Annotated in this window: 12 protein-coding genes and 1 pseudogene; 4 read left to right on the top strand and 9 right to left on the bottom strand. The window is 73.0% G+C overall.

The genetic code is table 11. The features are described 5' to 3' along the window. Positions 1–83: pseudogene (locus AC07AZ_RS07710) on the top strand (transposase); the annotation flags it as partial. 7 nt (positions 84–90) lie between these two features. On the opposite strand, the gene AC07AZ_RS07705 reads toward AC07AZ_RS07710, so the two are convergent. Then, on the bottom strand, positions 91–2,502 hold the full coding sequence (locus AC07AZ_RS07705) for an MMPL family transporter (RefSeq protein ID WP_478844863.1): 2,412 nt from the start codon (positions 2,500–2,502) through the stop codon (positions 91–93). A gap of 164 nt (positions 2,503–2,666) precedes the next feature. Here AC07AZ_RS07705 and AC07AZ_RS07700 point away from each other — a divergent pair, with 164 nt between their 5' ends. Together AC07AZ_RS07700 and AC07AZ_RS07695 are read left to right on the top strand one after the other, a co-directional pair. Next, complete coding sequence (locus AC07AZ_RS07700) at positions 2,667–3,374, top strand: response regulator transcription factor (RefSeq protein WP_478844826.1); 708 nt, start codon at positions 2,667–2,669, stop codon at positions 3,372–3,374. Continuing rightward, complete coding sequence (locus tag AC07AZ_RS07695) at positions 3,371–4,846, top strand: sensor histidine kinase (RefSeq protein ID WP_478844824.1); 1,476 nt, start codon at positions 3,371–3,373, stop codon at positions 4,844–4,846. Before AC07AZ_RS07700 ends, AC07AZ_RS07695 begins: the two co-directional genes overlap by 4 nt. Positions 4,847–5,111: 265 nt before the next feature. On the opposite strand, the gene AC07AZ_RS07690 is transcribed toward AC07AZ_RS07695, so the two are convergent. From AC07AZ_RS07690 to AC07AZ_RS07675, 4 genes are all read right to left on the bottom strand, one after another. After that, a complete protein-coding gene (locus AC07AZ_RS07690; protein WP_478844822.1) occupies positions 5,112–5,534 on the bottom strand; it encodes an ATP-binding protein in 423 nt (140 codons plus the stop codon). Positions 5,535–5,546: 12 nt separating this feature from the next. Beyond that, positions 5,547–7,103: an ABC transporter substrate-binding protein gene (locus AC07AZ_RS07685; RefSeq protein WP_478844820.1), complete on the bottom strand. Its 1,557-nt coding sequence runs from the start codon at positions 7,101–7,103 to the stop codon at positions 5,547–5,549. A gap of 203 nt (positions 7,104–7,306) precedes the next feature. Next, on the bottom strand, positions 7,307–8,686 hold the full coding sequence (locus tag AC07AZ_RS07680) for a metallophosphoesterase (protein ID WP_478844818.1): 1,380 nt from the start codon (positions 8,684–8,686) through the stop codon (positions 7,307–7,309). A gap of 57 nt (positions 8,687–8,743) precedes the next feature. Next, a complete protein-coding gene (locus tag AC07AZ_RS07675; protein ID WP_478844816.1) occupies positions 8,744–8,983 on the bottom strand; it encodes an SCO4848 family membrane protein in 240 nt (79 codons plus the stop codon). 91 nt (positions 8,984–9,074) lie between these two features. Here AC07AZ_RS07675 and AC07AZ_RS07670 point away from each other — a divergent pair, with 91 nt between their 5' ends. Further along, positions 9,075–10,430: a D-alanyl-D-alanine carboxypeptidase family protein gene (locus tag AC07AZ_RS07670; RefSeq protein ID WP_478844814.1), complete on the top strand. Its 1,356-nt coding sequence runs from the start codon at positions 9,075–9,077 to the stop codon at positions 10,428–10,430. Here the strand turns inward: AC07AZ_RS07670 and AC07AZ_RS07665 are convergent. The 4 genes from AC07AZ_RS07665 to AC07AZ_RS07650 are packed head-to-tail and all read right to left on the bottom strand — an operon-like array spanning position 10,384 to position 13,235. Continuing rightward, positions 10,384–11,298 carry a YihY/virulence factor BrkB family protein gene (locus AC07AZ_RS07665; RefSeq protein ID WP_478844812.1) on the bottom strand — a complete coding sequence of 305 codons (915 nt, stop codon included), beginning with the start codon at positions 11,296–11,298 and terminating at the stop codon, positions 10,384–10,386. The genes AC07AZ_RS07670 and AC07AZ_RS07665 overlap by 47 nt on opposite strands. After that, positions 11,286–11,735 carry a GtrA family protein gene (locus AC07AZ_RS07660; RefSeq protein WP_478844862.1) on the bottom strand — a complete coding sequence of 150 codons (450 nt, stop codon included), beginning with the start codon at positions 11,733–11,735 and terminating at the stop codon, positions 11,286–11,288. The genes AC07AZ_RS07665 and AC07AZ_RS07660 overlap by 13 nt, the downstream gene beginning before the upstream one ends. Further along, on the bottom strand, positions 11,729–12,700 hold the full coding sequence (locus tag AC07AZ_RS07655; protein ID WP_478844810.1) for a decaprenyl-phosphate phosphoribosyltransferase: 972 nt from the start codon (positions 12,698–12,700) through the stop codon (positions 11,729–11,731). Before AC07AZ_RS07655 ends, AC07AZ_RS07660 begins: the two co-directional genes overlap by 7 nt. Further along, a complete protein-coding gene (locus AC07AZ_RS07650) occupies positions 12,693–13,235 on the bottom strand; it encodes a phosphatase PAP2 family protein (RefSeq protein WP_478844808.1) in 543 nt (180 codons plus the stop codon). Before AC07AZ_RS07650 ends, AC07AZ_RS07655 begins: the two co-directional genes overlap by 8 nt. Positions 13,236–13,296: the final 61 nt, after the last annotated feature.

The raw sequence follows: 13,296 nt of genomic DNA, 5'->3' as shown, positions 1-13,296 counted from the left end.
TCCGCCGCTACATCATCTGGCGGAACAAGCACGCCGCCGACGAACGCCTCCGCAAGGTCGTGAACAGGGCGAACGTTGCCTGATGCGGCACTAGTTGACCGCGTCCACCTCGCCCTCCGCCAGTTCCACGTCGTGCACCAGCGGGCTGTCCTCGACGACCACGTGCCGGGCCCGTGAGCCGTACGGCGGCGCCGTGGTCGCCAGCAGGTACGTGCCCGGTTCCGGCACCGAGAGGATGTACGAGCCGTCCGCGAGCGACGTGACCCGGTCCAGCTGGCGGCCGCCCGGCGATAGCAGGGTCACGGCCGCGCCGTCCACCGGTTCGCCCTCCGTGGTGCGGACGTAGCCGTGGATCACCGAGGCACCGCCCTCGGCCGGGAGCCGCTCGGGCAGCTCCCGCTCCTCCTTCGGCTCCACCGCGAGATGCGGCAGCCGCTTGTCCAGCCAGGCCGGCAGCCACCAGTTGGACGAGCCGAGCAGGTGCATCATGGCCGGCACCAGCGCCGTACGCAGGATGAAGGCGTCGAGTGCCACCGCGGCGGCCAGGCCGACGCCCGCCATCGCCGCCCCGGAGTCGCCGCTCAGGACGAAGGCCAGGAAGACGCACACCATGATCAGGGCCGCCGAGTTGATCACGCGGCTGGTCTCGGCCAGGCCGACCCGTACCGCGCGCGCGTTGTCCCTGGTGTGGACCCACTCCTCGTGCATGCGGCTGACCAGGAAGACCTGGTAGTCCATCGAGAGGCCGAAGAGCAGGGACAGCATGATGACGGGCAGGAAGGCGTTGATCGGGCCCTCCTTGCCGAGGCCGAGGAGGTCGAGTCCCCAGCCCCACTGGAAGACCGCGACCAGGACGCCGAAGGAGGCCGCCGCAGCGATCAGGTTCATCAGGGCGGCCGTCAGCGGCACCACCAGGGAGCGGAAGGCGACCAGCAGGAGCAGGAAGCCCAGGCCGATGATCGTCGCGATGAACAGGGGCAGCCGGTCGCCCGTCACCGTCGCGAAGTCCTTCGAGACGGCCGTGACACCGCCGACGTGCGCCTCGACCCCCGCGCGCGGGATCACCTCGTCCCGCAGGGTGTCGATGAGGTCGTCCGTCTCCTTCGACTGCGGTGACGTGGCCGGGACGACCTGGATCACCGTCACGCCCCCGGCGGGCGGCAGCGCGGCGACCCGGGCGACCCCGTCCGTGTCCTTGATGCCCTGGACCAGCGCGGTGGTGTCCCCGCCGTCCGTGACCACCTGGAGCGGGCCGTTGAAGCCGGGCCCGAAGCCCTCGGCGAGCAGGTCGTACGCCTTCCTGGTGGTCGTCGTCGCGTCGTCGTTGCCCTGGTCGGTGGCGCCCAGCCGCAGCGACAGCACCGGCAGCGCGAGGACGGCCATGACGACGAGCGCGAGTGCGGCGATCCGGCGCGGGCGCTGCTGCACGCCCGCCGACCAGCGGGCGGCGAGACCGCTCGTCTTCTCCGGCTCCGGGCCGGTCGCGGCGAGCGCGCGCCGCTGGCGGCGGCTGAGCACCCGCGGGCCGAGGAAGCCGAGCATCGCCGGCAGCAGTGTCGTGGCGGCGAGGACGCTCAGCACCACGGTCAGGGAGGTGCCGATGACGACACCGTCAAGGAAGCGCAGGTTCGTCACCAGCATCCCGGCGAGCGCGATGCACACCGTGCCGCCCGCGAACAGCACGGCACGGCCCGAGGTGTTGAGGGCGACGACCGCCGACTCCTCCGGGGCCATGCCCTTGAGGATGCCGCGCCGGTGCCGGGTGACGATGAACAGCGCGTAGTCGATGCCGACGCCGAGACCGATCAGGGTGGCCAGCAGCGGGGCCAGGTCCGGGATGCTCGTGGTGTGGCTGAGCAGCTGGGTGGAGAACATGCCCGTGCCGACGCCGAAGATGGCGATGGCGAGCGGGAGCAGCATCGCGAACAGCGAACCGAAGGCCAGGAACAGGACGACGGCGGCCGCGAGGATGCCGATCATCTCCGCGAGGCCGGTGGGCGGTTCCTGCACCCGCTGGATCGCCTGGCCGCCGAGTTCGACCTCCAGGCCGGCGCGTTCGGCGCCCCGCGCGGTGTCCATCACGTCCTGGACGAGTTCCTTGGGCACCGCGTTCGCCTGGTCGGTGAAGGTGATCTGGGCGTAGGCGATGTGCCCGTCGCCGCTGATCTGGGCCGCGCCCCGCGCGCCCGCGTAGGGGCTGGTGACCGCGCCGACGCCCTTCATGCCGGCGATCCTGTCGAGCGCGGGCTGGATCCGGGACCGTACCGCCTGGTCCCGTACCGTCCCGGAGCCGGCCTTCCACACCACCGTGTCGGTGTCGCCCGCGCTGCCCGGGAACGCCTTCTCCATCAGGTCGTACGCGCGCTTGGAGTCCGTGTTGGGGAGGGAGAAGACGTTCGCGTAGTCCGTGCCCGCCGCCGAGGCCGAGACGCCCAGGCCGAACAGTGCCCCCACCCACAACACAAGGACCACCAGCCGGTGCCGATAGCACCACCGTGCCAATGCCGCCACGCTCAACAGCTCCTCAGTCGTCGGTTGGTCCCCCAGGTCCTGGGCAACAGGATCGGCCCCGCCCCGCGCGCGTGGGGGCCGCTCGCCAGGACTCTCAAGGAACTCCAAAGCGGCGAACCGGTCCGGCTGTCAGTGGCTCCGCCGATACTGGGGGCATGTCGACGGCTCCAGGCACCGTGCTGGTCGTGGAGGACGAACCGAGCATCGCGGACGTCCTGGCCATCGCCCTGCGCTACCACCGGTTCGAGGTCATGACGGCGGGCACCGTCCGCGAGGCACTCACGCTCGCCGAGCGCACCCGGCCCGACGTGGCGCTGCTCGACGTCATGCTGCCCGACGGCGACGGGCGGGTCCTGGGCCGCCGGCTGCGCGCCGGACAGCCCGGTCTGGCGCTGGTGTTCCTGACCGCCCGCGACTCGCCCGCCGAGGTCGTCGGCGCGCTGGGCTTCGGCGACGACTACATCACCAAGCCGTTCAACATCGACGAGGTCATCGCCCGGATCTCGGCCGTCCTGCGCCGTACCCTCCCCCACACCGGGCCGGGCGCGCCCGACGTCCTCCCGCAGCGCCCGCCCCTGCGCTACGGCGACCTGGAACTGGACGAGACGACGTACTCGGTGCACCGCGCGGGCCACACCGTCGAGCTCACCCCCACCGAGTACGCCCTGCTGCGGTTCCTCGTCCGCAACGGCGGCCGGATCGTGCCCAAGGAGCAACTCCTGCGCCACGTCTGGCAGTACGAGCACACCCCGCCCGAATCGACCGTCGTGGAGACCTACATCAGCTATCTGCGGCGCAAGCTCGACCCGCTGGGCGCGCCGGTGATCACCACCCGGCGGGGCGTCGGATACGGACTGGCGTGAGGTTCCCCAAGGGCCCCTGGGTCCCGGCCCTCCGGCTGCCGCGCTGCACCCGGGGCGTCCGCTCCCTGCGCGCCCAGCTGACCCTGGCGAACGTGGCGCTGCTGGCCCTCGGGATCGTCGCCGCGACCGCCGTGAGCGTCATGGGCATGCGGTACTACCTGCTCGACCAGATCGACGCCGAACTGGTCAAGACGCGCGGTTCGCTGAGCAGTTCCCAGCTCACCCTGCGGCAGATCGACTCGCTGAGCGTGCTGGGCTTCCTCCACGACCGGCTCGCCGCGCAGCCCACGGAGGACTCCCGGCCGGACTCGATCTTCGCCGCCGTCGACAGCCGGGGCGAGACCGTCGGCATCCTCGGTTTCAAACCGACCGACGCCCAGCGCGACCTGGCGGACGCGGTCGACGACCCGCGCGCGCTGGCCGCGGACACCGAGCCGCACGACCTCACCGTGCACGGCGCCTCCTACCGGGCGACCGCGACCCGCCTCGCCGACGGCACGTACGTCCTGATGGCCGCCTCGGCCGACGCCCTCCACAAGGGCGTCGCCAAGGCGATCAAGCTGGACCTCACCATCGGCACCCTGCTGCTGGCGCTCCTCGCCTGTCTGACGATGTTCAGCGTCCGGCGCCGGATGCGGCCGCTGGAGGACATGGTGGAGACCTCGTCGGCGATCGCCGAGGGCGACCTGACCCGGCGGGTGCCCTCCAGCCGCGAGGCCACCCTGGAGGTCGAACAGCTGCGGCTCGCCCTCAACTCCATGCTGCACCAGGTGGAGTCGGCGCACCGCACCCGCGAGCACAGCGCGGCCCAGCTGCGCCGCTTCGTCGCCGACGCCTCGCACGAGCTGCGCACCCCGCTGTCGGCGATACGCGGCTACCTCCAGCTCTACGACAAGGGGATGCTCAACGACCCCGCCGACCGCAAGCGCGCCTGGGAGCGGGTGCTGGCGGAGGCGGACCGCATGGGGCGCCTGGTCGACGAACTGCTCACCCTCGCCCGGCTCGACCAGCGGCCCGAACTGCGGTTCAGGAACGTCGACGTGAGCCGTCTGGTGCGGGAGGCCGCCGAGGACCTCCGGGTGCAGCAGCCCGAGCGGCCGGTGACCGTCGGGGCCGAGGGCACCCTGCTGGTGCGGGCCGACGAGTCGGGGCTGCGGCAGGTCCTCGGCAACCTGCTGGGCAACGTGCGCACGCACACGCCCGCCGACGTGCCGGTACGGCTGGCGGTGGAGCGCGTGGACGGGGTCGTCCGGCTGTGCGTCTCGGACCAGGGCCCGGGGCTCGGACCGGAGGACTCGGCGCGCGTCTTCGACCGGTTCTTCCGGGCCGGCGGAGGCGCGGGCAGCGGGCTGGGCCTGGCGATCGTGCAGGGGGTCGTGCAGGCACACGGCGGCGAGGTGGCGGTACGCACGGCCCCCGGCGAGGGCCTCGCGGTCACGGTCACCCTGCCGGCGGCCGCGATCCCGTCCTAGACCGGGCGGGTGGCGACACGTCGCCGTGGACCGGGCGGGTGGCGACACATCGCCGTGGACCGGGCGGGTCGGCGCGTGGCCCTCGGCCGGGCGGGTGCGGCGCGGCGCCGTGAGCCCGGCGGGTCACAACGCATCGCCGTGGACCGGGCGGTCGCGACACGTCGCCGTAGGCCCGGCGGGTCCCAACCGGTCGCCGTAGGCCCGGCGGGTCGCCGTGGGCCGGGGTTTTGGTGGCGGCGCCGCGTGAGTTCGGTGGACGGGGGGCTCAGGGGGTGGGGCGGGTCAGGGCCCAGACCGTTCTTCCGTGGTGGCCGGCGTCCCGTACGCCCCAGGCCGCGGCGACGTTCTCCACCAGGCGCAGGCCGCGGTCGGTGTCCTCGTTCGCGCCGACCACCCGCAGGCGGGGCGGCCCGGTCTGGTCCGACACCTCGACGAGACAGGTGCCGTCGGCGAGAGCGGTCACCGCCACCTCGAACTCCCGGTCCACGAGGACCAGTCCGGGGCGCGGGGCGGCGGGACCGCGCCGTACGGCGCCGGTGGCCGGCTCGGACACGAGCAGGACCGCGTCCTGGAGCGCGGGGTCGTCGGGCCCGTGCCCCCAGTCGGTGAGCTGGTCCCGGACCCGGCGACGGGCGAGACCGACCGACGCCGGATGCCGGGGCAGCCGGAAGGCGTGGCGTCCGAGCACCCCGGGATCGCGTCAGATCCAGGTGAGGCGCCAGAGCCTGAAGACCCCGGTGCCGTCCGACAGGTACTGGCCCCCGCCGACGTCCTCGCTGCCCACGACGTACTCCTTGGCCTGCCACAGCGGGATGACCGGCGCGTCCGTGGCGACGGCCTGCTGGAGTTCGCGGAAGTCCTCGGTGGCCTCGCTGCGGTCGGCGTACTGCCGGCCGCTCTGGATCAGCTGGTCGACGAGGCTGCTGCTGTAGCCGGTGTTCATGGTGCCGTCGGTGCCGATGAGCGGGGCGCCGAAGGTGTCGGGGTCGGGATAGTCGGCGACCCAGCCGACGCCGTACGCGTCCAGCTTTCCGGTCGCCCACCGCTTCTGGAAGTCGGACCACTCGTAGCCCTTGACCGTCACCTTGAACAGGCCGTCCGCCTCCAGCTGCCGCTTGAGCTCCGCGGCCTCCTCGGCGGCGGCGCCACGGCCGGCGCCGTAGCCGTAGGTGAAGCGGACCGGCAGGGTCACCCCGGCCTCGGTGAGCAGTTGTCTCGCCTTGTCCGGGTCCACCTTCGGGTAGGCGTCGAAGAACGACGTCGTGTGACCGGTGATACCCGTGGGGATCAGTGAGTACAGCGGGTCGACGGTCCCGTCGTAGACCTTCGCGGCGAGCTGTTCCCGGTCGATGAGCCAGGCCAGCGCCTGGCGGACCTTCGTCTCGTGCAGCGGCGAACCCTCGCGGGTGTTCAGGTAGAGGTTGCGGGTCTCGGCGCTGTCGGACTCCGAGACGCGGCGGCCGGGGTCGCTCGGGTTCAGCGCGGCGAGGACCTGCGGCGGCAGCTGACGGGTGGCGACGTCGAGCTGCTTCGCCTTCCAGGCGCTGTTCAGCTTGTTCGCGTCGGTGTAGTAGAGCAGGTCGACGGGCCGTCCCGTGGCGTGGACGGCGCCCGCGTAGTGCGCGTTGGGCTTGAGGACGGCCTTCTTGTTCTTCGTATACGCCGTCAGCTCGTACGGGCCGGTGCCGTCCACGCCGTTGTCGGTGCGCGGCCCGTTCGCGGGGTACCTGGTGCGGTCGACGATCGAACCGGCGCCGGTGGCCACCTTGAACGGGAAGGTCGCGTCCGGCGAGGAGAGATGGAAGGTGACGTCCAGGCCGTCCGCGCTCGTCGAGGCGAGGGTGTCCAGCAGGGCGGACGGGCCGACGTCGGACTTGATCTTCTTGACCCGGTCGAAGGAGTACTTCACGTCCTCGGCGGTCATCGTGCGGCCGCTCGGGAAGGTGAGCCCCCCGCGCAGGGTGCAGCGGTAGGTGCGCAGGGCGTGGCCCACGAAGCCGCAGGACCGGGCCGCGTCCGGCACCGGTGAGGCGCCGCCCGGCTCGTAGGTCAGCAGGGACTGGAAGACGTTGCTGAACAGCGCCCACGACCCGGCGTCGTAGGCGGCGGCCGGGTCCAGTGACGTGACGGCGTCCGTCGTACCGACCTGGATGGTCTTGTCCGAGTCGTCCTGCGCCGGCAGCAGCTGCCAGCCGCCGACCCCCACGGCCGCCAGCACGGCGAGCGTCGCGAGAATCCGCATGCGAACCGATCGCATCGGTGTGCCCTCCCCAGGCCCCTCGGGGCCCCAGTACACAGGCCACTCCCCTAGTGGCGCGGCTCACCTAACCACAGGTGTTTCACCTGGCGGAAGGGCAATCCGGCGAGTTCGGAGAGAACTTGGCGCAGGACGTTTCCGGACGGTTTCACAGCCTCCGCACAGGATCCGCGTCGACCGTCCCGCCCGGGCGGGACGGCGCCTCACGCCTGCTGCGAGGCCAGCTCGATCACCGTGATGTCGGACGGTGCCCCCACCCGCGTGGGAGGCCCCCACGCGCCCGCGCCCCGGCTGACGTAGAGCTGCGTGTCACCGTAGCGTTCCAGGCCGGCGACGGTCGGATTCGCGGCCGCCGCGACGAAGTTGCCGGGCCAGAGCTGGCCGCCGTGGGTGTGGCCGGAGAGCTGGAGGTCGACGCCGTGCTCGACGGCCTGGTGGATCTGCACCGGCTGGTGGGCGAGCAGCACGCACGCGCGTGCCCGGTCCCGGCCGCCGAGGGCCCGGCTGAAGTCGGGGCCGTGGCCCTCGCTCTCGCCCGCCACGTCGTTGACGCCGGCGAGGTCGAAGTGGGCCAGTTCGGTGCGGGCGTTCTCCAGGGGGTGCAGGCCCAGCCGGCGGACCTCCTCGACCCACTGCTCGGCGCCGGAGAAGTACTCGTGGTTGCCGGTGACGAAGAAACTTCCGTGCCGGGCCCGCAGTTGGGCGAGCGGCGCCGCCGCCGGACCCAGGTCCTTCACGCTGCCGTCCACCAGGTCGCCGACGACCGCGATCAGGTCGGGCTGCGTCCCGTTGATCGTGTCGACGACCTTCTGGGCGAAGCCGCGGCCCAGCACCGGGCCCAGGTGGATGTCGCTGACCACCGCGATGCGGTAGCCGTGCGCCGCGCGCGGGAGCCTGGCCAGCGGGACGGTGACCCGTTTGACGCGCGGCCCGCGCAGCACGCCGTACGTCCCGTAACCGACCGTCCCGACGGCCGCCGCGGCGGCGGCACCGCCGACGACCCGGGAGACGAACAGACGGCGCGAGGGGGCGGCGGTGACCGGCCGGGGGGAGCCGGCGGGTCCGGCACCCTCGGCGCCCTCGACATCCCCGGCGGGCCCTGTTCCTTGTGCGGAGGCGGGGGGCTCAGTGGGGTCGGCGGGCTCGGTGGGTGCGGCGGTCCCGTCGGGTACGCGGGCCGCGCCCCTGCCGTCCTCCGCGCGTGGTCCGCCCGCCGACACCCGTTCCGGGCGCGGTGCGGGCAGCTCGGCGGCACCGGCGGCCCGGCGTTCGAGGACGCGGCGCAGCAGCGGCCGTACGAGTTCGCCCGCCAGGACCGCCAGCAGCAGGTAGACCGACAGCGCCAGCCACAGGAAGCCGGGCCAGGCCAGCACCCGCTGGAGCCAGAACGGCGCGCCCGTGCGTTCGGTGACGAGCGCGCCGACCGCCAGCACCCAGCCGCCCGCGACGAGAACCGCCCCCGCGCGCCGGGCGGGCCCCGGGCCGCGGGTCGTGTCGCGGAACAGGCGGCGCCACAGGTACCAGTTGGCCGCCACCACGACGGCCAGGGCGATCAGCGCGATCAGGACGAAAACTACGGCCACGGTCTCGGGTCCTTCGGCGTGGGCTGGGCGGCGGTCGGCGGGGCGCCGGGCGGTCGGCTATGACGTGCGGCGCAGTGCGCGCAGCCCGCGCAACCCGATGCCCCCGATGACCGTCCCCCATACGAAGGAGACGACCGCGAGCGCCAGATGCACCCAGAAGTAGGCCGTCGGACGGCCGTCGTCGAAGGCGAGCCCGCTGCCGTCCGCGATCAGGTTCTTGACGAAAGTGACCCAGATGATCCAGCTCCACACCCCGAAGGCGATGAGGAACCAGGAGAGGGGGCGGCTGAGCTTCATGACCTCAGTATCGCCGTCCCGTGTCCGGTTCCATGACCGGGGTGGGGAGGGCGGTGGGACTTCGCCGCGCGGGGCAGGTACGTTCTCCGTCGTGCCCGCACTCCACACCGCCGGCAGGCGAACCCTGCTGGTCGCTTCCGCGACCCTCGTGTCCCTCGCGCTGACCGCGCCCGCCTCCCTCGCGGCCCCCGGCCCGAAGCCGAGCAGGTCGCCGAGTGCGTCGCCGGGCAGGTCGCCGAGTGCGTCGGGGAGCCCCTCGGTCGCTCCCCCCGCGCACATGTCGGCGGTCGGCGGCACCCGCCTCGGGCAGGCCGGCACGCAGGTCGACCTCGCGCCGGGTGTCCCGGTGCTGCCCAAGGGCCTGACCGCGCGCTCGTGGATCGTGTCCGACGCGGAGTCCGGCGAGGTGCTCGCCGCGCACAACGCGCACTGGCGGCTGCCGCCGGCGAGCACCCTGAAGATGCTGTTCGCGGACACCGTGCTGCCGAAGTTCCCGAGGACCGAGAAGCACAAGGTCCGGACCGCCGACCTGGCGGGCATGGGGGCCGGCTCCAGCCTGGTCGGGATAAAGGAGGGCGAGACCTACACGGTGCACGACCTGTGGCTCGGTGTCTTCCTGCGCTCCGGCAACGACGCGGTGCACGTCCTGTCCGCGATGAACGACGGCGTCGCCGCCACCGTCCGCGACATGAACGAGCACGCCGAGCAGCTCCAGGCCCTCGACACGCACGTGGTCAGCCCGGACGGCTACGACGCTCCCGGCCAGGTCTCCTCCGCGTACGACCTGACCCTGTTCGCGCGCTCCGGCCTGCAGAAGAAGGACTTCCGCGAGTACTGCTCCACGGTCACCGCGAAGTTCCCGGGCGAGACGACGAGGAAGAAGGGCAGGTCGGTCCGCGGCTCCTTCGAGATCCAGAACACCAACCGGCTGCTCAGCGGCGACTTCGACATCTCCGTCTACCAGGGCATAGCGGGCGTCAAGAACGGCAACACCACCAACGCGGGCGCCACCTTCACGGGCGTCGCCGAACGCGCCGGCAAGGTGCTGCTCGTCACGGTGATGAACCCGGAGAAGAACGAGCACAACGAGGTCTACAAGGAGACCGCCAAGCTCTTCGACTGGGGCTTCAAGGCGGCCGGCAAGGTCCAGCCGGTGGGTGAGCTGGTGCCGCCGAAGGGCGCCGCGCAGACGAGCGACCGGCCGGGTGCGACCGCCTCCGGCCAGGCGGGGGGCGCGGACAGCGGCGGGCCCTCGGCGCCGGGCGCGGCGGGGGCCGGGGCCGGGGCTTCGGCGAAGCCGGTGGCGAGCGCCACCTCGGCGGGCGGCTCCCGCGGCGCGGGGGTCGCGCTCGCGATCACCGGCGGGCTGCTGGTGCTGCTCGCGGCGGGCGCGTTCCTGGTCAACCGCCGTTGGCCGCTGCCGGATCTGGTACGACGTCGCCGCTGACCTCGGGGGCGAGTTCGACCTCCTTGCTCTGCGTCGCCGTCCAGGAGGCGCAGAACAGCACCAGTTTCGACGTGAAGTTGATCCACAGCAGCAGGGCGACGGGGACGCCGAACGCGCCGTACATGCTCTTCGCGGCCACGCCCTGCATGTAGCCGCTCAGCAGGAGTTTCAGCAGTTCGAAACCGACCGCGCCGATCAGCGCGGCCACCATCAGGCGGCGCCGGTGCGGTTCGACGCCGGGCAGCAGGGTCAGGACGTACAGGAGCAGCAGGAAGTCGGCGAGCACGGCGACCAGGAACGCGGCGGTCCGCAGCAGGACCCCGCCCCAGCCGCCCTCGTCGACGCCGAGCTGCCGGATGATCCAGCCGACCAGCGCGGAGGCGACGGTGGAGGTGGCGAGGGTGACCAGCACGGCGCCGCCCAGGCCGACGAGGATGCCCAGGTCCTTGACCTTGCGCAGGATCGGGTTCTCCTCCTCGTCGGGCAGCTCCCACACGGCCCGCAGGCACTCGCGCGTCGAGCCGGCCCAGCCGATGCCGGTGAACAGCAGGACGGCGCCCGCGATGAGGCCGATCGCGCCGGCGTTGGCGACCAGTCCCCCGATGTCGAGCTGGTCGGCGATCCCGGGCACCTGCTCGGTGATCTTGTCCTGGAGGTCGTTCTGCTGCTCGGTGTTGAGGGTGGCGGCCCCGACCGCGGCGGCCACGGTGAGCAGCGGGAACAGCGCGACGAAGCTGGTGAAGGTCATCGCGGCGGCGAGCCGGGTCCAGTGCACCCGGTCCAGCCGCTCGTAGGAGCGCCACGCGTGTGTGCGGGTCAGACGGGTCAGCAGCGGCCCGACGACCGGGAGCTTCTTCAGCCAGTCCATGTTCCGACCCTGCCCTCGCTAGTCCGTGATCCCACTCTGCCCTCGCGGCGGAAGACCCATGTACGGGTGCCCCAGAAGCGCAGGACCGTGGCCAGCGCCATCCCGATTCCCGCGCCGGAGACGGTGTCGGCGCGCTGGGAGGTGAGGCCGAGGCCGTAGTGGCTGACGGCGAGACAGAGCAACTGGACGAGGGCGCCGGCGGCGTTCACCGCCAGGAACACGGCGTAGCGGCGCGGTCCGGTGGGCCGCAGGTGCCGGTAGGTGCCGAACGCGTTGCCGGCGTACGCCACCGAGCAGCCGGCGACGAACGAGAGGGACTTCGCGGTCAGCGGGGCGAGACCGGCGGGGCCGCGGAGGCAGGTGAACAGGGCCAGGTCGGCGCCGTAGGCGAGGAGGCCGGCGGCGGCGAAGCCGAGCAGCTCGCGCCGGGTCACCAGTTCGCCACGGCCAGGCCGTACATGGCGAGCCAGACCAGGCCGATCAGGGCGAGCGCGCGGTCGCCCAGGACGACCTCCTCGGGTTCGCCGGCCGTGCCGCGGTCCGCGAAGACGGCGTACCGGAGGATCGCGAGGACGAAGGCGATCACGGACAGCTGGCGCCAGGGCAGCACGCTGGTGTGCGGCACCCCGCCCTCCTCCAGGGCCCACAGGCAGTAGCCGAGGACGGCGACGCCCGCCGCCAGCTGCCACACGAAGCGCAGGTAGCCGGTGGTGTACTCGGTGAGCAACGCGCGGGTGGCGCCCGCCGTCCCGGCCATCTGAACGGCTTCGGAGTAGCGCTTGGCCGCCACCATGAACAGCGCGCCGAAGCCGGTGGTGATCAGGAACCAGCGGGAGAGCGGGATGCCGAGGGCGATCCCGCCGACGACCGCCCGGATCACGAACCCGGTGGTGACGACCACGAGATCGACCACCAGGACGTGCTTGAGGCTGACGCAGTACGCCAGTTGCATGCCCAGGTACGCCGTCAGCAGCGCCGCGACCGGCGGGGAGACCAGCCAGGCCGCGGCGGCCGGCCCGAGGACGGCGAGGGTGCCCCCGACGGCGTAGGCGACCGGCACCGGGACCTGTCCGGCGGCGACCGGGCGGTGCCGTTTGGTGGGGTGGGCGCGGTCGGCCTCGGCGTCACGGGCGTCGTTGACCAGGTAGACGGCGGCGGCGCAGGCGGTGAAGAGGGCGAACACGAGGGGGAGCCGGGTGCCGGCCTGGGGGGAGAAGAGCCGGCCGGCGGCGGCCGGGGCGGCGACCACCAGGACGTTCTTGACCCACTGTTTGGGCCGCGCGGTTCTCAGGAGACCGCGCGGGAGGGAGCCCCCGCGGGGCGGCGGGGGGTTCCTGCGGGCCCCGCGCTGCTCGTGGAGGGCGGCGCGCGCGGTGTCGGTCAGGGGCGCGGTCTCAGTCATGCGGGCCCCCGTTCACCCAGCGCGCGCCGAGGCGCGCCGCGAGTGCCCCGAGAGCGGCGCCGGCGGCGACGTCGGAGGGGTAGTGGACGCCGGCCACCAGGCGGGACACGCACATGGCGGCGGCGAGTGGCGGGATGACCCGCGCGCCCAGCGGCCCGAAGGCGACGGCGGCCGCCACGGCGGAGGTCGCGTGCGAACTCGGGAAGGAGTGCCGGCCGGCGGTGCGCACGAGGGGCTCGACGTGCGTGGGACGTGGCCGGCGCACCACCCGTTTCACGCCCATGCTGACGACGTGCGCGCCCGCGGTGAGTGCGGCGCCCCGCAGCCACGCGCCCCGCCGCCGCCCGTCCACGGCGGCTCCCGCGAGGCCGGCCGTCAGCCAGAGAGCGCCGTGTTCACCGGCCCGGGACAGGGCCCGCGCGGCGCCCGCGACGCGTGGGTCGCCGGCGCGGGCGCGCAGTGCGGAAAGGATGCGGTGATCCACACCCCGGAGGCCGCGTCGGTCCGTGGCGTCGAGGTCGTCCAGGTCGTCCATGTCGACTCACTGTTCACGCCGACACGGCCGGAACTCCGGCAATATTGAGCGACATCCCATT

This window comes from Streptomyces sp. NPDC043878, assembly GCF_056435735.1.
Note: the sequence above shows the minus strand (reverse complement) of the source record. Positions and strands in the feature narration are given on the sequence as shown.

Bases quoted from the DNA above. Each gene is read 5' to 3' on its own strand.
- AC07AZ_RS07665 (WP_478844812.1), bottom strand. From the start codon at position 11,298: ATGGACTGGCTGAAGAAGCTCCCGGTCGTCGGGCCGCTGCTGACCCGT.
- AC07AZ_RS07675 (WP_478844816.1), bottom strand. From the start codon at position 8,983: ATGAAGCTCAGCCGCCCCCTCTCCTGGTTCCTCATCGCCTTCGGGGTG.
- AC07AZ_RS07650 (WP_478844808.1), bottom strand. From the start codon at position 13,235: ATGGACGACCTGGACGACCTCGACGCCACGGACCGACGCGGCCTCCGG.
- AC07AZ_RS07685 (WP_478844820.1), bottom strand. From the start codon at position 7,103: ATGCGATCGGTTCGCATGCGGATTCTCGCGACGCTCGCCGTGCTGGCG.
- AC07AZ_RS07655 (WP_478844810.1), bottom strand. From the start codon at position 12,700: ATGACTGAGACCGCGCCCCTGACCGACACCGCGCGCGCCGCCCTCCAC.
- AC07AZ_RS07700 (WP_478844826.1), top strand. From the start codon at position 2,667: ATGTCGACGGCTCCAGGCACCGTGCTGGTCGTGGAGGACGAACCGAGC.